Here is a 22,053-nt window from a genome sequence, read left to right as displayed (position 1 = left end):
AAAAGCTATCCTAGAAGCAAAAAATACTTCTAGAATAGCTCACTTAATTACACATCGTAGTTTACAACATAATTTTGCAGTTCTGTATTGTAATAACCCACACTGAATTCAATTACATTTCCCTGTACGTCGTAAGAATAACGAGACCTCTTCAGCACTGGGGTCCCCTTGCTAATCCGTAATATGTCTCCCACTTGCTCCGATGGGACTGCAACCGTAAATTCATCCCGAAGCTTATCCAAGGAAATCTCCTGTTCTTCTAACAATTCATAGAGGGACTGGGCATTCAAATCACTCAGATTCAAATCCTCCATAGCTATTGTTACGTAATGCGTGTAGTGAATATACGGCGCATCATTCAGGTTGTAAACTCGTTCCAAGCTTAGACAACGTTCCCCAAATAACCGGTAAGGTTCAGTCCCCACTTCGTTACGAATCACTTCCGCTCGCAACCATTGTTTTTGGATTTGATAACCCTCTTCTACCAAAATCTCTGTGAATCGTTTCCATTTGGATAACTTAGAAGCGGACGTATTCCGGATTACCTTCGTTCCTTTGCCACTGCCTTTTTCGAGATATCCTTCTAGAGCCAACTCCTGAATGGCATTGCGGACAGTAATCTTACTGACTGCAAACTCTTTTTCCAATTGTGGTTCTGATGGGATATTGGTTCCTATAGGATAGACACCATACAGTATCCGATCTTTGAGGATATTTTTGATCTGCAAATATAACGGTTTATCTTTGCGTGACAAGCTCACGGTTGTTTCCACTACCTTTCTACATCTCCTACGGATTGCGTCATAGTCCGAAGTATATCCTCTGCAGAAGCCATGGGAGTATCACCTACCACCGTATGTGCCAACATACCTGCTGTCGCTGCATATTGGGCGGTTTTCTCCACCGGGTATCCTTCTAGCTCGCCATGAATGACTCCGCTGGCAAAGGCATCTCCTGCCCCTATTCTATCATAGACGGCAAAAGTCAGCGTTTTTGAATAAGTGAAGGTTCGATCCTTAAAGATAAAACCACGCAAGGAATGTGAATTGTCACTGTGTATAGAGCGATGGGTCCCTGCAATGGTATGGATACCATATTGCTGCGCAACAGCTGGAATAAGTTCCTCAAGTTGCTCTTCACGTTCTACCTTATCCGTGCTCATACCCAAGGTTAACATGGCATCTTTTTCGTTCATCATCACGATATCCGCTAGTTGCAGCATTTCTTCGTAATGGGGTTTCGCCTTCTCATAACCATTCTCTCCCCAGTGGGATGGACGGTAATTACAATCAAAGATGACAGTACCTCCACGTTGCTTAACCGCTCTTGCGAGAGACTTCATATGCTGCCGGACAACTTCGTTCATCGCTAAAGTAATTCCGCAGAAATGAACCGCGTCTATCTGCTCTGCAATTGCTTCGTAATCATACGTTCCTTCAGGGGAAGTATTGAAACTGCTTTCCAAGCGATTCGAATAGGTTACGCGGCTAGACCGGACACCAAATCCGTTCTCTAAGAAATACATACCTATGTAACTTCCACCCCGACTCATTAGTGTAGATGTAATACCCAGCTTCCGCAGATACGCTGCAGCAGCATCACCAAGGGGATTAGCAGGCAATCTAGTAATGAGGTGGCCGTTATGTCCAAAACGAGCCAAGGCTGAGATCACATTCACTCCGGTTCCAGAGAACGAGTAGTTCAATGTATTTCCTTGCGAAAGCAACTCATAACCAGGCACTTGCAAGCGCATCATGACCTCTCCAAAGGCTGCAATGTTCTTAGGCATAAAGATCCGCCAACTTCTTCATGATTACTAGCAAATCGCGCACGTCTTGAACATTAGTTTTTCCTGTTTCTTTATCAATAATCGAAGAATATACATGAGGGATAACTTGCTGAACTCCAGCTTCTAGCGCTATACGTAAGATGGCTTCAAAATTATCCATGTCGATTCCACCCGTTGGCTCCAAAGCGAATCCAGTCTCGGCACAAGCCTCAGCAACAGCACGGAACTCATCTTCACGGCTTAACCCTTGCATTGGGAAATACTTAAGTGCATTTCCTCCCATATCCTTCACTAGTGCAATTGCAGATCTAATAGGAACAATCGCAGGCTCATCCTGCGTGGAACTTATCGCACCTGTTGAGATATTCACATATCCGACGCGTCCGGTAGGAGCTATCATGCTGTTAATCCAGCTATCCTTCTCCCCAAGATTGGCACGTGTCGCGCCAACAGCAGGAAATGCTTGGTTAATATGACTACCAGGATAATATTTTGCAATTTCCGCTACAACAGCCGCTTGACGGCTATCACCAGCTCCAAGGCCAATGGATACGGCTTCTTCAATTTCCTGACCATATTGTTTCATTGCTGTTACTGCTTCTTCTACCGTCTTATAATCCTTGGACAAAACACCCACTACTACATAGCCTTCTGCCGCTTCAAAAATCTCTTTGGCATTCTCAATGTCCTTGGCTAGTACATTTAATGCGACCCGTCCTTTATAAAAACGCTTTGATATATTTGACATATTAAAGTCCCCCAACTAATTCACGTATTTTTGATTCAATAACCATCATATCATCCCCAAGTAGCGGGCGTGGGTCGATATCGAAGTATCCTTGACGCACACCATAATCTCTCGTATAGATTGCAATTTCGCCACTCTGAAGACCTTCAGCAACTTCTTTAGCGGTAACTCCAGCTTGTTTCGAATCAATATGAATACGCCCACGGTATATTGCGCGACCTGCTTCATCCTGTACAATCGAAACACGGATTCCTGCAACCTCGTTTAGTGGCATAAGCACCTGTAGTGCTTCTTTTTCTTGCTCACTTTTATCTTGTTTGACGGTATATTCTTCTAACGCTTGAAGTAGTCCAAATGTCGTTTCTTTGCCTACTTTCATGCTTCGTCCAATTCCGTGCAATTGCACCTTTAACCACTCAATATAAGTCCGTTTCCCTGCAACGATGCCAGAGGTTGGCCCTTCAATAGCTTTAGAGCCACTATAAATAGCAAGATCAGAATACTTCACGTACTTTTGAATATCTTCTTCCGCAGCTGCATCCACAATTAACGGAATATTCTTACGACGAGCAACCTCCCATGCTTCTTCAACGGAAATCATATTCTTCTGAACGGCGTGATGTGATTTCACATAAAGTATGGCGGCTGTTTTTTCGGATATCGCATCCTCAATATGCTCTGCCTTACCTTCATTGGCATAACCAACTTCGATAAGCTTACCACCGCCCAAAAATACCATCGTTTCAACGGGAGCTCCATATTGCACGTTATGTCCCTTTAGGATGATAATCTCATTCTTAGGAATTTCCTCTTGATGCAGACGCTCACTGCGGCGCCGATTGCCTTGTGTCACTATTGCTGCTACAGAGAGAGCAATACCGCTAGATGCCGAGTTCACAACAACAGCTGCCTCTGAGCCTACAACGTTGGCTACGAAGTCCCCAGCTTTGTCAACTAGATCAGTGATCTCAACATAGCTTTGTCCGCCTTGCTTCATTGCCTCCATAACCGTATCGGTCGGAGCCGAGACCCCTAGAATACTCATTCGGCCACTTGCATTAATTACACGTTTGAGTCCGTATTTAGCATTTAATGTACTCGCCACTAACAACCACTCCTTTAGCTTCGATTAATCTATTAGCTACTCTCTGCTCCCCTTCAGAATCCATAAGTTCCGTTGGTTCATTTCGGATATTAAATAACGTCAAGTTTGCAACATCCCCTACTTGAATTCGCCCAAGTTCAGGTTTGCCGAGCCACGCTGCTGCATGATTGGTGACAGCCGCAACCGTCTCTTCAAGCGAATAACCTAGGTAGAGGAATTTGGAGAGAACATTCGCCATACTGTATACCGGACCGTTGAGGCGATTTCCGCGATAAATGTCGGTGCTAATGGTATGAAGTCCAATACCATGTTGCTTCGCCGATTCAGCCACTTTAAAGGAGAAGCTTGCTGTCCCATGACCTACATCCAGATGAACGCCTCGTTCAATCGCATCTAGTAATACTTGTAGAGGTTTGCCTTCTACATCAAAAAGATTGTTTTTCTTTCCGTTGAGATAGTGAGTAATAATATCTTTACGTTCCAGAAGTGAGATAACATCCTCAATTTCAGGCGGCCCTGAGCCAATATGTACCATTAACGGCAGCGCTGTTTCATTGGATAGCTCCCTGGCAATGCGTAATGGCTCTATTCCACTGTCACCCACTACACTCTTACTAATTCGCGCCTTCAATCCGACAATAACATTCCGATAGGCTTCAACCGATTGTCTTACCTTTTCCCGATCGATCCATTCTAGGTTTGTTAATTCATCGACTCTTTGTAATCCAATCTTTGAAATATTCAAAAAGGCGAACACTTTCGTCTTAGCCTGCTCGCTATTCGCAACCAAGTCAGCAATCCGATCTGCTCCACAGCTACCAGCATCGACAATAGTTGTTACACCTTGCTTAACTCCGATCTCATCCATATCATCACCATAGGGATCAAAATCAGGAAAGGCATGTACATGCATATCAATCCAACCACTCGACACATAAGCGCCCGAGCCATCCCAAACTTGCGCACCGCATCCCTCTCCGGCTGCAGTGATCTCGACGATATTACCGGACTCCATTACGATATCGATCTCTTCTTCATTCACCCTTTTTACATTACGAAGTACGAATCTTTCACTCACAGTTCTCACCTCTTTTTATGTAAACATTATAATGTTTAAGGTAACATGAATTTACCATAAAGTAAATATAACGTTATAATGTTTATACATAAAAAAACATCCATCATTTTATATTAATGATGGACGTTTTTTCTTATTAACAACTAACTTGTAACCAACCCCGCGAATCGAATCAATATGTACTGATTCGGGGTCAAGTTCCAGTTTCTTACGTAGTGAACTGACATGCACATCTACAGTACGCTGGCCTCCAATGTAATCAAAGCCCCAAACCGCGTTCATTAGATCATCGCGCGTCATAACTACACCCGGCTTACGTGCCAAATACAATAGTACTTCAAATTCCTTTGGCCGTAACGTAATCGGTTCACCGCTAAGCGTCACTTCGTATTTCTCAGGATAGATAACAAGTGCGCCATGTGAAATATGTGCTTCATCCCGCTCCGGCAACTTCTCCCGTTCTTCAACACCTGTCGATCTCCTTAGCACAGCGGCAACCCTGGCCAATAGTTCAGCCACTCCAAAAGGCTTCGTTATATAGTCGTCTGCGCCAGACTTTAAGCCTTCAACCACTTCTTCTTCTGCATTCTTAGCCGTCAGAATGATCACCGGTGTCTTCACGCCTTCATTCCGAAGCTTGGTCATAATTTCGAATCCATTCATTCCAGGAAGCATCAAATCCAACAGAATTAAATCAAACTCATTCTTCAAAGCCGTATCATAACCAGTTTGTCCATGGTCTTCCACGGTTACCGCATATCCTTCGCTCGTAAGATTGTAAGATAAAAGTCTGGAAAGCGTCGGCTCATCTTCAATTACTAATAGTCGCTGCGTCATATAAACCCCCATATTTTCTACAACCAGGATGGATGTTGACGAATCTTGACTCATGTATACATGCTCAGCATATCACCACTTTGTTAACGCGGTGTAAAATCCAAAAAACAGCTTACACAAATAAATAAGATCATTCCAAATTATGCATAAATGGAAGCTCAAGAATAAAGGACGACCCTTCTCCAACTTTGCTCTCTACAGTAATCTTACCACGATGCAACTCCACAAGATGTTTGACAATGGAGAGGCCAAGTCCCGTTCCCCCTGAATTCCTTGATCTCGCTTTATCCACCCGATAGAAGCGTTCAAATATTCGCGGAAGGTCCTTCTTAGGAATCCCGATTCCAGTATCACTCACTACAATTCGGAGTTTCTCATCATCACTGCCCTCATTCTCAATTCGGATGTCTACCTTAACTTTACCCCCTTCAGGCGTATAATTGATTGCATTAGACAATAGATTCATAAAAATCTGTCTGAGCCTATCTTCATCCCCTTCAATAAACATATGCTCAGGAATGTCATGAAGCATTACGATAGACTTTTTGTCCGCTGCAGATTGCAATACTTCAAATATACTATCGAATAATTCCTTCAGTGGAATCGGAGCATATTCTAGCGGAGCTTGCTTCGATTCGATCTTTGATAATTCCAGGATGTCCCCAATTAGACGATTCAAACGATCTCCCTCATCGTAAATGATCTGCAGAAAAGATCTAACGGTTTCTTCGTCTTTTACTCCTCCAGCCAGGAGTGTTTCCGCAAAACCTTTTACAGCTGCAATTGGCGTCTTCAATTCATGGGACACATTCGCTACAAATTCACTACGCATCACTTCCAGGCGACGGATACTTGTAACATCATGAAGGAGGAAGAGCATACCACGGTAGCTACCATCGTTCTCGAACATCGGCACGCCGTCAAAATGTAAAATCTTACTCTCTGGATCATACACATTCCGTTCTTCGTGAATACGTTCTTTGAGCTCCATGCCTTCTTCCATAAACTTAGTAAATTCAAAGTTTCTCTTGAGTACATGGTAGGGTTTGCCTAGTAATAAATGCTCTTTCATGCGCAAAATACGTTCAGCTTCTCGATTGATGAGTGCGACTCGACCCTGCGCATCAACCATTACAATACCACCTGTAATATTGGATAATACGCTCTGCGTTAAACCTTCGTTATCACGGATTCGTTTCAATTGCTGCTGCAAGCTATCAGCCATTCCGTTAATGGCTTGCCCAAGCTGCCCGATTTCATCATTACGACTAAATTGCACTCTCGCATCGTAATCGAACTTGGAAATCTTATTTGCAACCTTAGTAATGTGCTCCAAGGGTCTAGTTAGCCCCTTAGCGATTCGATAACTAATGAATGTAGCAGCTAGAAATAAAATTAATAATCCCACGAACATGAGTAACCAACCTTTATTCAGCCCCTCACTAGCTATAGCAAGACTCATAGACAATCGAATATAACCGTCAAATCCCAAATCAGAAGTGACATGTCTCGCAACGTAGAGCATATCCTCATCCAAAGTATCACTATAACGTATAGCACTGCCTACTTTATCACCTGTAGCAGAAATAATTTCCTCTCGATCAGAGTGATTGTCCATCTCCAAGACAGAAATCTCGGAGTCACCAATAACCTCCCCGTCGTTACCAATAAAGGTAACCCGAGATCCAATCAAGTTCTCCAGTTCTTTCGCTTTGGCCGAATAATAGTCTGTGACGCCTGGATTTCCTTCGAGAGGTTCAAATGGAAAGGTGTTCTCAAGCAAGTTAATCTCACGCGCCATATTCTCCTCTAAGGCGTCAATATGTGAATCTTTGAACACCAACGCCATGGATATCCCTGCAGCAAGCATGGATACCCCCACCAACCCCATCATAATAACCGTAAGTCTATGTCGAAATGTCTTCATAAGTTATTGAAACACCTTTTCTTTTAAGGATGCTAGCTTCTCGGCTGAGGCTTTCTCCACACCTTCATGCAAACTATTCCCATGCGAGTCCATCGTTACGATCGCGGCAAAACCGTCAACCTCTAGATGCCACATCGCTTCAGGAATTCCAAACTCCATAAAATCAACACCATTCACTTGCTTGATGCACTCTGCATAATATTGTGCTGCTCCACCAATCGCATTTAAATAAACGCCACCATGTTCTTGTAGTGCAGCAAGGGTTTTGGAGCCCATACCACCTTTACCAATTACAGCGCGAATACCAAACTTTTTAATAATATCACCTTGGTAAGGTTCCTCTCGTATGCTAGTGGTCGGTCCCGCTGCCTTAACATGCCAGCCTGCTTCATCCTTAAGCATCACTGGGCCGCAGTGATATATTACAGCTCCATTCAGATCTACTGGAGAGTCATGATCCATCAAATACTTATGAAGAGCATCACGACCTGTATGCATTTCACCTTTGATTACAACGACATCACCTACACGAAGATTACGAATGTCTTCTTCACTCACTGGAGTTTGTAGTACGATTTCGCGACTAGTCGGTTCATCAGTTGTATCATTCGTGTTTCCAGCATCATTCTTGCCTTGCTGCTCCATCGCCACATCGGATCCACTTTCGTACAGCCATTTCATGATTTCTCCACTTGTTGCATTAATCTCGGCCCCTTGACGGCGGAACGCCCAGCAGTTATAGGCCACAGACACAAAGAAGCTTGCTGGAAGTCGATTTGCAGCACCGATCTTACAACCAAGCAACGTCACTTCTCCACCAAATCCCATAGTACCAATCCCAAGCTTGTTAGCATGCTCCATCGTATATTGCTCCAGCTGATTCAATTCAGCAATGGGATTCACATCGTCCACTGTACGAAACAGCTGTTGCTTAGCAAGTTCGTATCCTGTCGTACGATCTCCGCCTATACCAACTCCGATAAATCCAGCGCTACATCCCTGACCCTGTGCCTGATATACCGCATGCAAAATACATTTACGAATTCCATCCAAATCACGTCCTGCACGGCCTAACCCTTCTAGTTCAGTTGGAAGACTGTATTGGATATTCTTATTCTCGCAGCCTCCACCTTTCAGTATAAGTCGCACATCTATATAGTCGCTCTCCCACTGCTCAAAATGAATAACGGGTGTCCCAGGCCCCAAATTGTCGCCACTATTCTCCCCTGTAAGTGAATCCACTGAATTGGGACGTAGTTTTCCTTCCTTGGTTGCTCTCTGGATCGCTGAGTGGATATTTCGTTTCATTTTTATCTGATTCACACCAACTGGTGTATGTACAATAAAAGTTAGCATCCCTGTATCCTGACAAATCGGTGAAATTTGCTCCTCGGCCATACCTATATTGCGAGAGATCGTAGATAGTGCGAGACCCGCACGTGTGGCTTGATTCTCAATAACCATCCCCCGATTCAACGCCCGACGCACATCCCCTGGCAAATTTGTCGAAGTTTCCACAATCAATTGATATACACTCTCTTCAAACTTGTGCAACATCCTAGGATCCCCTCTCTTGTCGATACTGTTTATTAGATTTATAATAACATAATACAATTTAACAGGCTGACAATTTCTATACAAAATTTAACCAATATAAAGCGAGGTTTATCACTGATGAGCTATCACTTTTCCGCTTATATGTACCGGCTTCGCTCCATTAAACGTTGGAGCCTCATGCGTAACACAAAGACCGAGAATGTCGCTGAGCATTCCTATCACGTTGCTTTACTAACTCATCTACTCTGCGAAATTGGAAATAGTATATTCAGTCGCCAATTAAATTCAGAACGCGCAGCAACTCTTGCCCTATTCCATGATGCGACTGAAGTGTTTACTGGCGATATTCCTACACCCGTGAAGCATCATAATCCTCGTCTATTATCTAATTTCAGAGAAATGGAAGATATCGCTGCAGAACGATTACTTTCGATGGTTCCTTCAGAATTGAAGTCTACGTATGACCACTTATTGTCTCCTGGTAAAGACAACGGTGAAATCAGCGACAAAGAACTCATGATCTATGTCAAAGCTGCCGATAGCCTTGATGCTTACCTCAAATGTGCCTGGGAACTAACTGCCGGCAATCGAGAGTTTGCTGTGGCCAAGGATCAAATACAAGAGAAACTTAAGCAGCTTGCGTTGCCGGAAGTTCATTATTTCCTAGAGCATTTTGCACCCAGTTTCGAAATGACATTAGATGAGTTATCGTAACGAAAATAGATGCTTACTTATTCTTATGTAGCAAACACCCTATCTCCGATTTTACTGGGATAGGGTGTTTGTTATTGTATCCGACGCCAATGAAATTAGATTTAGCCGTTAGCCATTTACAATTTCACCACCATTAACGTGGATAACTTGCCCGCTAATATATGAAGAATCGTCAGAACCGAGGAATACATAGGCAGGTGCCACTTCCTCAGGCTGACCCGGGCGCTGCATCGGGGTATCTCCACCAAATGTCGCAACCTGCTGCTCATCGAATGTAGAAGGAATAAGCGGCGTCCAAATTGGTCCTGGAGCTACGGCATTCACACGGATGCCTTTTTTACCGACGATATTCATAGACAATGCGCGAGTAAAGCTAACAATCGCTCCTTTGGTAGATGAATAATCAATCAGCGTAGGATTTCCTTTATAAGCGGTAACTGAGGCCGTATTAATGATGGAACTTCCCTTTTTCAGATGCGGCATAGCTGCTTGGGTCAGATAGAACATTGAAAAAATGTTAGTTCGAAACGTTTTCTCTAATTGTTGGGCCGTGATATCTGTAATATCCTGCTGCGGATGTTGTTCTGCGGCATTGTTAATCAGAATATCCAAGCCTCCGAGCTTCTCAACCGTTTGACTCACGGCTTGTCCTGCGAAGGCTTCATCACCGATATCTCCAGGGATCAAAAGACACTTACGTCCCTCCTGTTCAACCTCTTGTTTCGTTATCTTCGCATCCTCATGTTCATTAAGATATACGATGGAAACATCTGCACCTTCCTTCGCATAAGCAACTGCCACTGCTCTCCCTATACCACTATCTCCACCCGTAATAAGCGCTACTTTGTTCTGCAACCTTCCCCCAGCGTGATGAGAACGCTCGTATTCTGGTTTAGGGCTCATCTCCTCCTCAATTCCTGGTTGTTGATTTTGATGCTGTGGTGGCATTGTTTGTTTATTACTTGGTTGATTTCCAGACATCCCACATGCTCCTTTCTCATCTTGAAGTAATTGTGTATTGGTTAGTTGATGCAACTTGCTTATCCAATATAGAATTACCCACTTAGCGGAGCTTATGCCACATGATTTGTCTACATTATGTTATAGCCGGTCAAAAAAAAGAAATCGCTCTCTGGGCAGCCTACTGAAAATACCAGTAACGGTCCCATTGAGCGATTTCTCGATGCTACAACTAGCTTTGAAGAATAACAATCCCCTAGCTGATTTAGATAATTGAGCTATAAACCATGAGGAAAACAATCAACAGAACACCAAGTGAAAGAGCAGTGCTTAACGTGGTAAGCTTACCAGCATATGCAGTAATGCTCTTCTTCTGACGAATTCCTTCAAGAGCAAGTCGAAGTGGTTTGCCCATAATTCCACCCAGTGCAGCAATCGCCAAAAATAGAACCACAACGACGATCATCCAAGCAACTGAATATTCCCCTTTACTGATCATATATCCACCCGTAAGAAGTTGGATCACCAATCCATATTGAGCATAACGATTCAGCGATTTAACCGCCGATACAGTTCCTTCTTGTGCCGCAAGAGATAACTTACTAACTGTGCCAAGCACAAAAGGTAGCACCAAATAAAATCCAAGTGCTAACGTTCCAACGATATGCAGAAACAACATAACCTTATACATAAATTCCCTCGCTCCTTAATGTCAATTAGATATATCATACTCTATTATAACTATTAACCGAAATAAAGAAAAGAAAACCTCCCAAAATGGGAGGTTTAAATTTAGCAATGCTCTTATAGCAAATAAGTGAAAGTACTATCTAACTTCTTAGCCCTTCACCACAGAGATAACCTGACGTACAGAATCCGCTGACTTATCAAGTGCACTCTTCTCCTCGACCGTCAGTTCCAACTCAAAGATCTTCTCGATTCCATCACCACCAAGAATGACTGGAACTCCAAGGAACAAACCATCAAAACCATACTCGCCTTCCAATAAGGCAATGACAGGAATGATTCGCTTCTTATCCTTGAGAATGGTTTCTGTCATTTGCACTAGTGAAGCCGCTGGAGCATAGTAGGCACTGCCATTACCAAGTAAGTTAACAATCTCACCGCCGCCAACGCGTGTGCGTTGAACAATCGCTTCAATTCGTTCTGCAGAGATAAGCGTATCAATCGGGATACCGCCAACACTTGAATACCGAACGAGCGGTACCATGTCATCTCCATGTCCACCAAGCACAAACCCACGTACATCTTCCACAGAAACATTAAGTTCCTGTGCGATAAATGTACAGTAACGAGCCGTGTCTAGCACACCGGATTGACCGATAACACGATTTTTCGGAAAACCCAAGCTCTTAAAGGCAGCAAACGTCATAGCGTCTACCGGGTTACTCAAAATGATAACTATAGAATTCGGACAATATTTCTTCACGTTCTCACAAACGGAAGTAATAATCCCCGCATTCGTATGGACGAGATCATCACGACTCATCCCTGGCTTCCGAGCAATTCCTGCTGTAATAATGACAATATCGGAATCCGCAGCATCCTCGTAAGAAGAAGAACCTACTATCTTACTGTCAAAGCCCTGAACTGGGCTCGCTTCCAGCATATCAAGCGCTTTACCCTTTGTAGGATTCTCCAATTGCGGAATATCAAGTAACACAATGTCACCGAGTTCTTTTTGTGCAAGCATCAGAGCCGTTGTTGCTCCCGTAAATCCTGCACCGACAACCGTTATTTTCTTACGAGAAATTGCCATTTTGGTCAGGACCCCTTACATATTATTGATGACTTGGTCTGCAAACTCAGAACATTTAACTTCAGTAGCACCATCCATCAGTCGGGCAAAATCATACGTAACCGTCTTGTTATTGATTGACGTTTCCAAACCTTTATAAATAAGGTCTGCAGCTTCCTGCCAACCGAGATGTTCAAACATCATTACGCCGGACAGAATGACAGACCCCGGATTTACCACATCGAGATCAGCATATTTCGGCGCCGTACCGTGAGTTGCTTCAAATATAGCATGACCAGTGACATAGTTAATGTTTGCTCCTGGAGCAATACCGATTCCACCAACCTGAGCTGCCAAAGCATCGGAGAGGTAATCTCCGTTCAAGTTCAACGTTGCAATCACGTCGAAGTCAGTCGGACGGGTTAATACTTGTTGCAATGCAATGTCAGCAATCGCATCCTTAATCAGAATTTTACCTTCATCAAGCGCCGCTTTTTGTGCCGCATTTGCAGCATCAACTCCGGATTCTTCCTTGATCAGATCATATTGCGCCCAAGTGAACACTTTATCGCCAAATTCCGCTTCAGCTACTTCATAACCCCAGTTCTTAAAGGCACCTTCCGTGAACTTCATGATGTTTCCTTTATGGACAAGCGTCACAGTCTTCCGTTCATGATCAATTGCATATTGTACCGCTGCCCGAACGAGGCGTTTGGAACCTTCTTCTGATACCGGTTTGATACCGATACCCGACGTTTCTGGGAAGCGGATATTTTTCACGCCCATTTCATTCTGTAAGAATGCGAGCACTTTTTTGACTTCATCGGAACCTTCTTTATATTCGATCCCCGCATAAATGTCTTCTGTATTTTCGCGGAAAATTACCATATCTACAAGTTCCGGACGTTTCACTGGAGAAGGTACCCCATCGAAATAACGCACAGGACGAAGACATACATACAAATCAAGTTCTTGACGCAATGCTACGTTCAGTGAACGAATTCCACCACCAATTGGTGTTGTAAGTGGTCCTTTAATGCCTACGATAAACTCACGGATTGCTGTCAGCGTATCGCCTGGTAGCCACTCTCCGTATGTATTGTAAGCTTTCTCTCCAGCAAAAACTTCATACCAAGCTATCTTTTTCTCGCCGTTATAAGCTTTCTCTACAGCAGCATCCAGCACACGCTTAGATGCTTTCCAAATATCGCGCCCTGTACCATCACCTTCGATAAAAGGGATAACCGGGTTATTTGGTACCAACAACTTGCCGTCCTGTATTTGAATCTTTTCACCCTCGGTAGGAAGGTTAAACTTTTCTAATTTCAACATTGATATATTTTCCTCCTTGTATAGTTAGTTAAAACACGTACGATCTTCATTCTAACATAGAATACGTTCCTGTTTCCGCTCGAACTCTCTATCTCAATTCAATTGGAATGTAATGTTGGTTGTTAAGTCCCGTATAGTCAGCGCGTGGACGAATAATCCGATTGTCATCTAGCTGCTCCAGAATATGTGCTGTCCACCCGGATAGACGGCTGATTGCAAAGATCGGCGTGAACAAATCCCGCGGAATCCCCAGTTGTGTATAGACAGATGCAGAATAGAAATCTACATTCGGCTTAAGTCCCTTTTGTCCGGTAACAATCTCTTCCACTTTGATCGAAATATCATACAAAGTCGAGTTGCCCTTTAACAAACTAAGCTCATAGGACATCTTCTGTAAATGTTTAGCACGTGGATCCCCATTCTTATAGACACGGTGACCAAAACCCATAATTTTTTCCTTATTATTAAGCTTAGCTTGAATATATGACTCCGTTTGGTCCAATGTGCCAATTTCACTCAACATTTGGCTGACAGCTTCGTTAGCTCCCCCATGTAATGGACCCTTCAATGTGCCAATAGCAGAAGTAACACCAGAATAAATATCCGAAAGAGTAGCGATCGTGACACGTGCCGAGAATGTAGAAGCATTAAGTTCATGGTCGGCATGTAGCACCAACGCCTGATCCAGAGCGCTAACCGCGACTTCATCAGGTTCTTCTCCCGATAACATGTAGAGGAAATTATGAGCAATAGATACACCTTTTAGTGGAGCTATTGGTTCTTTACCCTCCCTGATACGGGCATACGCTGCAATAAGCGTCGGAATTTGAGATTGTAACTTGATCGATTTCTTCTGGTTGCTTTCCCGTGAATTATCATTTACCGAATCATCATACAAAGCAAGAGCCGAAACAGTCGTCCGCAGTACAGACATCGTGTTTGCATCTTTAGGGTACAACTTCATTTGGTCTAAAAGTGGCTGAGGTACCGCAGCATATTCGCTGAGTTGATCCTGTAGGGTCAACAATTGAGATTTCGTAGGCAATTTGCCATACCAAAGCAAATAAGCGGTTTCCTCATAACTAGCATTCTCCGCCAATTCGTCGATATTAATTCCGCGGTAAGCAAGTACGCCATCGTTAATGGAACTAATCGAGGAAGTCGCTGCCACAATGCCTTCGAGGCCTTTAGTAGCTGTCATAGTACATCTCTCCTTTATAAAGCGAATTTGAGCAATAGGCTCATGTAAACATTTCCAATTTGAAAGTTTAAAATTTTCGTAGTTAGATAAAAACCATCTGAATAGCGCGAATCTAAGCCATTTACATCCTTCTAAATCATCATACTGGATTTCAAGAGGCAAGGGAACATCCTAGAGTCCCACTCCATATATCAAATTGTTTTATCGCAATCATAAATTAATTTTGTAAACGATTTCAGAAGCACAATGATTTTTGTCACAACGAGTCGTTAATTGTGTGATGATACGCCGACAGTTGTATATTGTGTGTCGATCTATCAATTCTAGCGATTCTCGGAATACTAATCTAAGACGAATAATATGGTATTAGAGAAGAGAGGCATGTACCACGAAGGAGAATAACGTATGGATAACGTAATTGCCAAACGAGTGCTACGAGGTACTTGGGTATGCATAGTCCTAATAGCAATATTTTTTTCTATATATTGGTTAACCCCACTGGTGTACCCCTTCCTCATCGCCTGGTTAATCGCATATGCCATGAATCCGTTTGTCCACTGGTTGCGTACTGCATTCAAGCTACCCAAGTGGCTCTCTGTCCTTATTGGACTCATGATCTATTGGGGAGCTGCAGCAATCGTTCTCACGGCAGCAATCACTCGGCTTCTTCAAGAGTTGATTCACTTAGCGGAGACGTTGGATGTACATCTTGCGGAATGGAGAAAATGGTTTATAGATTGGAGCCAGAGTGACGGAATACAAAAGATCATTCGCGAAATCAACACCTTCGTGGCCAACAATCCCGGATACAGCACCACAATCACCAAAAATATCGATAATACCGCCGCCACGATAGGTTCTGCCGTATCACGAATAGTGACCGTTTTGTTAAGTGGCATCATAAATCTGATCGCTTCATTACCAGGTCTCGGGGTTATTGTTAGTGTGATTCTTCTTGCTACATTTTTTATTAGCAACAATTGGGATAAGAACATGACCATTTTGAGGGGCATTATTCCAGCACCCTTTCGTCAAACTTCCGGGGAAGTGTGGAGGGATTTACAAAAAGCCTTTTTTGGCTATCTCCGTGCACAATTTATATTGATTTCTATAACTGCCAGTATCGTATTCATCGGGCTGTTAATCCTACACGTCGACTCCCCCTTCACTTACGCCATACTTATCGGGGCGGTCGACTTACTACCTTACCTAGGTGTCGGTACAATTATGGCCCCCTGGCTACTTTATGCCTTTATGACAGGGGACATACAACTCGGAATAGGGTTGTCGATTCTGTATGGTATCATTTTGGTTGCAAGGCAATTAATTGAACCTAAAATCTTAGCAAGCAACGTCGGGATCGAGCCACTACCCACACTCATCTCGATGTTCGTTGGAATGAAATTATTTGGAGTCCTCGGTCTTATTATTGGCCCGGTATCCTTAGTCGTCTTTGGCGCGATTTCCCGCGCAGGAGTACTTCACGATCTAAGAAATTACATACTCAGCGGTAGACTGAGATGAACATTATTTTTTAGCGTCGGAAATACGTAATAGATCCATCCTTCATTTTCTTACTAATCCACTTCATCAATGGTAAGCGATATAACGGACGCGTCAACGGAAACACCATCGTGAATCCAATGATATCTGTAAAGAAACCTGGCAAGAGCAATAGTAGCCCTCCAGCAAAAACACAAATCCCATCCAGCATTGTTCTACCTGGAATTTGTCCACCATTCATTTGAGCCTTGGCATCAACTAACACTTTGCGCCCCTCGAATTGCATCATTAATCCCCCAATGACCGAGGTGGCCAAAGTAAGAAATATCGTCTTTCCAATACCCAACCTTTCTGCAACCTCTACATAAGCCCAGAATTCAACAGTGGGAACCAGAATAATTAATAAGATCATCCATTTACGCATAATTCAACTCCTTTATAAGTAATGCTTCCTACTCATAGAAGTATTTTAACGCTTCGCCCTGGTTTAATCAAAATTTACTCGCCTCTTCGAAGGCAGCATACCATTCTGGGAATACTTTTTTGAACTGTACGGGCTTGAAATCTTCTTTCCTCACGACATAGTGAGAAGAAGTTCCCTCCACACGCACTATACCGTTCCCATCCACAACTTCATACCCATAAACCGTCTTGACACCACCATTTTCCCTTATCCATGTCCTGAGAAGCACACGATCCCCATAGGTTATCCCACGCTTATATTCCACCTTCATCTCATGAACGGGTGAAATATACCCTGCTTGCTCCATATCAAAATATTCAAACCCAAGATCCTGGCACAATTTAGTCCGCCCCATTTCAAACCATCCGAGATAATTGGCATGATAAATGATCCCCATCATATCAAATTCAGAATATTTAGGTAGAATGGTTAGTTCGCTAACAAACATAATACTTGCAACTCCTCCCAATTGAGATCCCTATTTTATTTTGCAAAAAAAGCAATGGATTCCGTTGCCGGCTCCCCATTGCTCCTTCTGAATTGTCGTTTCCGACTATTATTTATTTCAACAATGAATTATTTGACTGAATTACTATTTGCGAACTTGACCAATTTTGATCAGGTTAGTCGAACCAGAACGTCCAAGTGGAATTCCTGCTGTGATTACAACAAGATCGCCTTCTTTAACGATACCGGAATCAAGACCGCCCTTCATCGCTTTATCGAACATTTCATCCGTAGAGGAAGCAACATTACCCTTAACAGGTGTAACGCCCCAGTTCAATGCAAGACGACGCATAGTTTGATCTTCTGTTGTTACAGCAATAATCGGAGCTTTAGGACGGTATTTAGATACCATACGAGCTGTATAACCTGTTTCTGTGGAAGTAATGATTGCCTTAGCATTCAACTCCAAAGCAGAATTGGCTACCGATTGGCTGATCGCTTCAGTAACAGTTGTTTGTTGTGCATTACTTTGTTTAATGAAGATTTCACGATATTCCAAAGCAGATTCTGCTTTCTCAGCGATACGAGACATAGTCAGAACTGATTCAACTGGATATTTACCTGCAGCTGTTTCCCCAGACAACATAATTGCGTCTGTACCGTCGAAAATGGCATTAGCCACGTCACTCGCTTCAGCGCGTGTAGGTCTAGGATTACGTTGCATGGAATCCAACATTTGTGTAGCTGTAATAACCGGTTTACCTACAAGATTACATTTAGCAATCATTTGTTTTTGCGCCAATGGCACATCTTCAGCAGGAATTTCTACACCAAGGTCACCACGTGCTACCATCAATCCATCGGATACTTCCAAAATTTCATCCAAATTGTCAACACCTTGTTGGTTTTCAATTTTGGAGATGATTTGGATATTTGCTGCATTGTGGCGCTCTAGCAATTGACGAATTTCAAGAACGTCACTAGCTTTGCGTACGAAGGATGCGGCAATGAAATCGACGCCTTGCTCGACCCCAAAGACGATATCGTTAGCATCTTTCTCTGTGATACCCGGAAGGGAGATATCCACACCTGGAACGTTAACGCCCTTCTTACTCTTGATCGTACCACCATTGACAATACGGCATTTGATCTCCGTACCTTGAATATCAACAACAGTAAGACCAATTAATCCGTCGTCAATAAGAATAGTCGAGCCGACTTCTACATCTCCTGGAAGATCTGTGTACGTAATGGAGATGCGATCTTTGTCGCCGAGAATTTCCTCGGTCGTCAGAGTGATAAACTCATCCTGCACTAGCTCAATCGGCTCTTCTTTAAGTTTGCCTGTGCGGATTTCAGGACCTTTCGTGTCCAACAGTATGGCGATTGATTTCCCCAGTTCTGCACTCGCTTCACGGATTGTTTTGATACGAGCACCATGCTCCTCAAAGTCACCATGTGAGAAATTTAGACGAGCGACATTCATTCCGGCCATAATAAGCTTCTTGATGTTTTCTAACGACTCGCTAGAAGGACCGATTGTACATACGATTTTTGTTTTGCGCATTTGGGTTTCCTCCGTTTTATTAGTTCTCTCTATTATCACCTTTACCAACAACTAAATTTACTATAGTTCGTTCGATTTGTATAGGATATTCGTCATATTCTTCTCAAATAATGCAATCTTACTATTCATTACCCACTAAAGGCGATTCTATAATAGTTACTTCTTCTTTTTCTTCCTTTTTGTGGTGGTTTATTTTGCCGCCTTCGGAAAATTGTCCAATCTTACGGAATTTCCGATAACGATCTTCGACAAGCTCGTCCGGACCAAGAAGTGCTAGTTCTTCAAAATGATGAAGCAGAGCATTCTTGATTGCCGAAGCAGTAGCTTCATAATCTCGATGGGCTCCTCCACGTGGTTCAGGAATAATACCTTCAATAACTTCCATTTCAAGAAGATCTTGAGCGGTAATCTTCATCGCTTCTGCAGCTTGATCTGCTTTGGAAGCATCCTTCCACAAAATGGAGGCAGCACCGTTAGGTGAAATTACAGAGTAAATGGCATTTTCTAGCATCAGAACGCGGTTGCCCACGCCTAGCGCAAGAGCTCCACCACTCCCCCCTTCACCAATGACAACACAAATGACAGGCACACGAAGTTTCGCCATACCAATTAAATTGCGGGCAATCGCTTCCGAGATCCCTCTCTCTTCAGCGGTAATACCCGGATAGGCTCCCTTTGTATCGATAAACGTCACAATCGGACGACCAAACTTTTCAGCTTGCTGCATGAGTCGCATCGACTTGCGGAAACCCTCGGGATGTGCGCTTCCAAAGAAACGTACAATATTATCTTTGGTGTCTTTGCCACGTTGCTGTCCCAATACCGTAACTGGTATATCGTTCAGCTTGGCTATTCCACCAACGATAGCCTTATCATCCCCGAACAAACGGTCACCATGCAATTCGACGAAATCATTAAATATTAGTTGAATCAGATCTAGCGAAGTAGGGCGTTGATGAAGTCTGGCCACATGCATCTTCTGTGAGGGCGAAATATTGGTGTATATCTCTTCCTCAAGTTGACGGTAGCGTTCTTCCAACCGCGCAATTTCATCGCCGAAATCGATTTCCTTCTCGCTACCAAACTGCTCAAGTTCTTGAATCTTCTCACGCAGCTTAACTAGTGGGCTCTCAAAAGGTAATTCCCCAGCCACTTAGACTCCTCCCTTCCCACCGTGCAAATCAAGCAGTTTGGAAAGCATTGCTCTCATCTCTTTACGGTGGACGACCAGATCAAGCTGGCCATGCTCTAGATTGAATTCCGCTGTCTGGAAGTCGTCAGGAAGCTTCTGGCGAATGGTTTGCTCAATAACAATTCTTCCGGCAAAACCGAATACCGCTCCAGGCTCAGCTATAATAATGTCTCCAAGCATAGCAAAGCTGGCCGATACGCCTCCTGTTGTTGGATCCGTAATGACCGAAATATATAGCCCACCTGCTTCATGGAGTCGTGACAGTGCCGCACTAGTCTTAGCCATCTGCATTAGACTGAGAATACTCTCCTGCATCCGTGCACCACCAGAGGTGGAGAAGATAATTAACGGAAGAGACTTCTCAATTGCAGCTTCGATGGCTCGTGTAATTTTCTCACCCACAACTGAACCCATGCTACCTGTGAAGAAATCAAAGCTCATAATGGCAACAACTGCTTCAAATCCACCGATGCTTCCTTGCCCAGTAATAACGGCTTCACGTAGACCCGATTTCAGAGTCTGCTGTTCCAGCTTGCTGGCATATCCAGGAAATGTAAGCGGGTCCACCGAGACCAAATCTTCATCATATTCGACAAAGGTGCCCTCATCCACAGTGAACTTAATTCTGTCCATGGCGTTTAACCGCATATGATATCCACATGAAGGACAGACCTTTAAATTTTTCTCCAGTTCTTTACTATATTGAATGCTGCCGCAGTTGCCGCACTTATTCATCAAACCTTCTGGAACTTCACGCTTTGGACGATCTTGCGATTGCGAACTATCATTGCTTCCTAGGCGCTCTGAAGGAATGGTCGCGTATTTCCTCTTCTTCTGAAACAAATCTTTAAACACAACTACACCTCTTCAGCCGTAAATTTATTGGCTACATCTACAGTCAAGGATCTATTGTTCGATGATTTGCCTACTCCTTCCTCAGGGATGAAGGATTAAATTTAATACTTCTTGAACTTCCTCAAGTTCTCCTGAAGGAACTAAAATCTCAAACTGCTGTTTTGATAAATTGACGGGACGTGTTTGGACAAGAAAGCCTTCTTCTGTGAGTCTCATTTTAATCATATCTGTAATTTTCGCGGTAGGCGCAATATAAATGACTGTCCACATGTCCTTTCCTAAGCCCCCTTACCTTTACTTCTGAGCCCGTTTACCCGTTTAATAGAATAATGATAACATAATTTTCAAATTTCCCGCAACAAATACCAAAGGCCGGATTTCCCGGCCTTCATCCGATGACCAGCCCGTGCTTCAAACTTGCTTTGGGGATTGATAATCGTTAGCCTTCGGACTCTTGTGAGCGATCCGTGCCGAGGCAGCGGCGGCAAGACCCGCCACCAAATCATCTAGAAACACATGAATTTGCTCTCCCATATCATTCAACCTACCAATAATTTCAGGCTTAACCTTGTCCAAGTAGCCGAAGCTAGTTAGCCCGATCATGCCGAATACACTTGTGATTCCGAGCGCCATCGTCTCATCTACTCCATAAAGTGGTTCGTCTGCCTCCATAATGGCCTGCAATGGCTCAGGAAGCAACTTCTTCTCTGCTAATTCATCTAGAGCAATTCCCGTAAATAAAGTGTACTGCACCTCACGCTTGTGCAACACGGCCTTAACACTGTCCAGACATTCTTCCAACGTTAGTTCCGAATTATATACAATTTGTAGTGAATGTACTATTTCCGCAATATCTCCAAGTTTAACACCTCTACGAAGCAACTGGGCTTCCGCAATTTCAAATGACATGATTATCCCTCCGCATTCTCGTCAGAATTCTGCAATAGTCCATTTTCAACTTCCACCAGAATAATGATTTCGGACTTTGTCCTATCGTGTTCCTAAGTGTATGCGCGAGG

The 22,053-nt window shown here is 43.4% G+C and carries 22 protein-coding genes; 2 read left to right on the top strand and 20 right to left on the bottom strand.

The window, feature by feature from the left end:
- Positions 1-47 precede the first annotated feature (47 nt).
- The 8 genes from EJP82_RS13615 to EJP82_RS13580 form a co-directional block, all read right to left on the bottom strand.
- The gene (locus EJP82_RS13615; protein WP_211350106.1) at positions 48-773 is read right to left on the bottom strand and encodes a GntR family transcriptional regulator; all 726 of its coding nucleotides are present in this window, start codon (positions 771-773) and stop codon (positions 48-50) included.
- Positions 773-1,789: a sugar kinase gene (locus EJP82_RS13610; RefSeq protein WP_127192612.1), complete on the bottom strand. Its 1,017-nt coding sequence runs from the start codon at positions 1,787-1,789 to the stop codon at positions 773-775. The genes EJP82_RS13615 and EJP82_RS13610 overlap by 1 nt, the downstream gene beginning before the upstream one ends.
- The gene (gene dagF / locus EJP82_RS13605; protein WP_127192611.1) at positions 1,782-2,537 is read right to left on the bottom strand and encodes a 2-dehydro-3-deoxy-phosphogluconate aldolase; all 756 of its coding nucleotides are present in this window, start codon (positions 2,535-2,537) and stop codon (positions 1,782-1,784) included. The genes EJP82_RS13610 and dagF overlap by 8 nt, the downstream gene beginning before the upstream one ends.
- 1 nt (position 2,538) lies before the next feature.
- Positions 2,539-3,642 (bottom strand): DgaE family pyridoxal phosphate-dependent ammonia lyase, encoded by a 1,104-nt coding sequence (locus EJP82_RS13600; RefSeq protein ID WP_127192610.1) that lies wholly within the window; start codon positions 3,640-3,642, stop codon positions 2,539-2,541.
- Entirely contained in the window at positions 3,620-4,720 is a 1,101-nt protein-coding gene (locus EJP82_RS13595; RefSeq protein ID WP_127192609.1) for an amidohydrolase/deacetylase family metallohydrolase, read from the bottom strand. Before EJP82_RS13595 ends, EJP82_RS13600 begins: the two co-directional genes overlap by 23 nt.
- Positions 4,721-4,828: 108 nt before the next feature.
- On the bottom strand, positions 4,829-5,557 hold the full coding sequence (locus EJP82_RS13590) for a response regulator transcription factor (protein WP_127192608.1): 729 nt from the start codon (positions 5,555-5,557) through the stop codon (positions 4,829-4,831).
- A 130-nt stretch (positions 5,558-5,687) separates the two neighbouring features.
- Entirely contained in the window at positions 5,688-7,484 is a 1,797-nt protein-coding gene (pnpS, locus tag EJP82_RS13585) for a two-component system histidine kinase PnpS (RefSeq protein WP_127192607.1), read from the bottom strand.
- A gap of 3 nt (positions 7,485-7,487) precedes the next feature.
- Positions 7,488-9,041, bottom strand: a complete 1,554-nt coding sequence (locus tag EJP82_RS13580) for a fumarate hydratase (RefSeq protein ID WP_425464342.1) — start codon at positions 9,039-9,041, stop codon at positions 7,488-7,490.
- A 117-nt stretch (positions 9,042-9,158) separates the two neighbouring features.
- Between EJP82_RS13580 and yfbR the strand changes: the two genes are divergently transcribed.
- Complete coding sequence (yfbR, locus tag EJP82_RS13575) at positions 9,159-9,755, top strand: 5'-deoxynucleotidase (protein WP_127192606.1); 597 nt, start codon at positions 9,159-9,161, stop codon at positions 9,753-9,755.
- 108 nt (positions 9,756-9,863) lie between these two features.
- On the opposite strand, the gene EJP82_RS13570 is transcribed toward yfbR, so the two are convergent.
- The 5 genes from EJP82_RS13570 to EJP82_RS13550 form a co-directional block, all read right to left on the bottom strand.
- A complete protein-coding gene (locus tag EJP82_RS13570; protein WP_127192605.1) occupies positions 9,864-10,736 on the bottom strand; it encodes an SDR family oxidoreductase in 873 nt (290 codons plus the stop codon).
- Positions 10,737-10,980: 244 nt separating this feature from the next.
- A complete protein-coding gene (locus EJP82_RS13565; RefSeq protein WP_127192604.1) occupies positions 10,981-11,406 on the bottom strand; it encodes a hypothetical protein in 426 nt (141 codons plus the stop codon).
- Between the two features lie 147 nt (positions 11,407-11,553).
- The gene (gene mdh, locus EJP82_RS13560; protein ID WP_127192603.1) at positions 11,554-12,495 is read right to left on the bottom strand and encodes a malate dehydrogenase; all 942 of its coding nucleotides are present in this window, start codon (positions 12,493-12,495) and stop codon (positions 11,554-11,556) included.
- A gap of 15 nt (positions 12,496-12,510) precedes the next feature.
- On the bottom strand, positions 12,511-13,806 hold the full coding sequence (gene icd / locus EJP82_RS13555) for an NADP-dependent isocitrate dehydrogenase (RefSeq protein ID WP_127192602.1): 1,296 nt from the start codon (positions 13,804-13,806) through the stop codon (positions 12,511-12,513).
- Positions 13,807-13,894: 88 nt separating this feature from the next.
- Positions 13,895-15,007: a citrate/2-methylcitrate synthase gene (locus EJP82_RS13550; RefSeq protein ID WP_127192601.1), complete on the bottom strand. Its 1,113-nt coding sequence runs from the start codon at positions 15,005-15,007 to the stop codon at positions 13,895-13,897.
- Between the two features lie 405 nt (positions 15,008-15,412).
- Between EJP82_RS13550 and ytvI the strand changes: the two genes are divergently transcribed.
- Positions 15,413-16,531 carry a sporulation integral membrane protein YtvI gene (ytvI, locus tag EJP82_RS13545; protein ID WP_127192600.1) on the top strand — a complete coding sequence of 373 codons (1,119 nt, stop codon included), beginning with the start codon at positions 15,413-15,415 and terminating at the stop codon, positions 16,529-16,531.
- 10 nt (positions 16,532-16,541) lie between these two features.
- Here ytvI and EJP82_RS13540 read toward each other — a convergent pair whose 3' ends face one another.
- From EJP82_RS13540 to EJP82_RS13510, 7 genes are all read right to left on the bottom strand, one after another.
- Positions 16,542-16,934, bottom strand: coding sequence for an FxsA family protein (locus tag EJP82_RS13540; protein ID WP_127192599.1), 393 nt, complete (start codon positions 16,932-16,934; stop codon positions 16,542-16,544).
- Positions 16,935-17,001: 67 nt separating this feature from the next.
- On the bottom strand, positions 17,002-17,421 hold the full coding sequence (locus EJP82_RS13535; RefSeq protein WP_127192598.1) for an acyl-CoA thioesterase: 420 nt from the start codon (positions 17,419-17,421) through the stop codon (positions 17,002-17,004).
- A 144-nt stretch (positions 17,422-17,565) separates the two neighbouring features.
- Positions 17,566-18,987: a pyruvate kinase gene (pyk, locus tag EJP82_RS13530; RefSeq protein WP_127192597.1), complete on the bottom strand. Its 1,422-nt coding sequence runs from the start codon at positions 18,985-18,987 to the stop codon at positions 17,566-17,568.
- Positions 18,988-19,108: 121 nt separating this feature from the next.
- Complete coding sequence (locus EJP82_RS13525) at positions 19,109-20,140, bottom strand: acetyl-CoA carboxylase carboxyltransferase subunit alpha (RefSeq protein ID WP_127192596.1); 1,032 nt, start codon at positions 20,138-20,140, stop codon at positions 19,109-19,111.
- Positions 20,141-21,034 (bottom strand): acetyl-CoA carboxylase, carboxyltransferase subunit beta, encoded by an 894-nt coding sequence (gene accD / locus EJP82_RS13520; protein ID WP_127192595.1) that lies wholly within the window; start codon positions 21,032-21,034, stop codon positions 20,141-20,143. It lies immediately after the preceding gene.
- An 81-nt stretch (positions 21,035-21,115) separates the two neighbouring features.
- A complete protein-coding gene (locus tag EJP82_RS13515) occupies positions 21,116-21,304 on the bottom strand; it encodes a glutamate decarboxylase (RefSeq protein WP_127192594.1) in 189 nt (62 codons plus the stop codon).
- Positions 21,305-21,445: 141 nt separating this feature from the next.
- On the bottom strand, positions 21,446-21,943 hold the full coding sequence (locus EJP82_RS13510) for a phosphatidylglycerophosphatase A family protein (RefSeq protein WP_127192593.1): 498 nt from the start codon (positions 21,941-21,943) through the stop codon (positions 21,446-21,448).
- Positions 21,944-22,053: the final 110 nt, after the last annotated feature.

It is taken from the genome of Paenibacillus anaericanus, from assembly GCF_003994475.1.
Classification (GTDB): domain Bacteria; phylum Bacillota; class Bacilli; order Paenibacillales; family Paenibacillaceae; genus Fontibacillus; species Fontibacillus anaericanus.
The sequence above is the reverse complement of the archived record's forward strand: the minus strand, read 5'-3'. Positions and strand labels throughout refer to the sequence as shown.

Excerpts from the sequence above, each read along its gene's own strand:
- EJP82_RS13590 (WP_127192608.1), bottom strand. The coding sequence starts at position 5,557 with ATGACGCAGCGACTATTAGTAATTGAAGATGAGCCGACGCTTTCCAGA.
- EJP82_RS13580 (WP_425464342.1), bottom strand. The coding sequence starts at position 9,041 with ATGTTGCACAAGTTTGAAGAGAGTGTATATCAATTGATTGTGGAAACT.
- EJP82_RS13610 (WP_127192612.1), bottom strand. The coding sequence starts at position 1,789 with ATGCCTAAGAACATTGCAGCCTTTGGAGAGGTCATGATGCGCTTGCAA.
- dagF (WP_127192611.1), bottom strand. The coding sequence starts at position 2,537 with ATGTCAAATATATCAAAGCGTTTTTATAAAGGACGGGTCGCATTAAAT.
- EJP82_RS13550 (WP_127192601.1), bottom strand. The coding sequence starts at position 15,007 with ATGACAGCTACTAAAGGCCTCGAAGGCATTGTGGCAGCGACTTCCTCG.
- EJP82_RS13535 (WP_127192598.1), bottom strand. The coding sequence starts at position 17,421 with ATGTTTGTTAGCGAACTAACCATTCTACCTAAATATTCTGAATTTGAT.
- pyk (WP_127192597.1), bottom strand. The coding sequence starts at position 18,987 with ATGCGCAAAACAAAAATCGTATGTACAATCGGTCCTTCTAGCGAGTCG.
- yfbR (WP_127192606.1), top strand. The coding sequence starts at position 9,159 with ATGAGCTATCACTTTTCCGCTTATATGTACCGGCTTCGCTCCATTAAA.
- EJP82_RS13570 (WP_127192605.1), bottom strand. The coding sequence starts at position 10,736 with ATGTCTGGAAATCAACCAAGTAATAAACAAACAATGCCACCACAGCAT.
- ytvI (WP_127192600.1), top strand. The coding sequence starts at position 15,413 with ATGGATAACGTAATTGCCAAACGAGTGCTACGAGGTACTTGGGTATGC.
- EJP82_RS13565 (WP_127192604.1), bottom strand. The coding sequence starts at position 11,406 with ATGTATAAGGTTATGTTGTTTCTGCATATCGTTGGAACGTTAGCACTT.
- EJP82_RS13540 (WP_127192599.1), bottom strand. The coding sequence starts at position 16,934 with ATGCGTAAATGGATGATCTTATTAATTATTCTGGTTCCCACTGTTGAA.
- icd (WP_127192602.1), bottom strand. The coding sequence starts at position 13,806 with ATGTTGAAATTAGAAAAGTTTAACCTTCCTACCGAGGGTGAAAAGATT.
- pnpS (WP_127192607.1), bottom strand. The coding sequence starts at position 7,484 with ATGAAGACATTTCGACATAGACTTACGGTTATTATGATGGGGTTGGTG.
- mdh (WP_127192603.1), bottom strand. The coding sequence starts at position 12,495 with ATGGCAATTTCTCGTAAGAAAATAACGGTTGTCGGTGCAGGATTTACG.
- EJP82_RS13515 (WP_127192594.1), bottom strand. The coding sequence starts at position 21,304 with ATGTGGACAGTCATTTATATTGCGCCTACCGCGAAAATTACAGATATG.
- EJP82_RS13510 (WP_127192593.1), bottom strand. The coding sequence starts at position 21,943 with ATGTCATTTGAAATTGCGGAAGCCCAGTTGCTTCGTAGAGGTGTTAAA.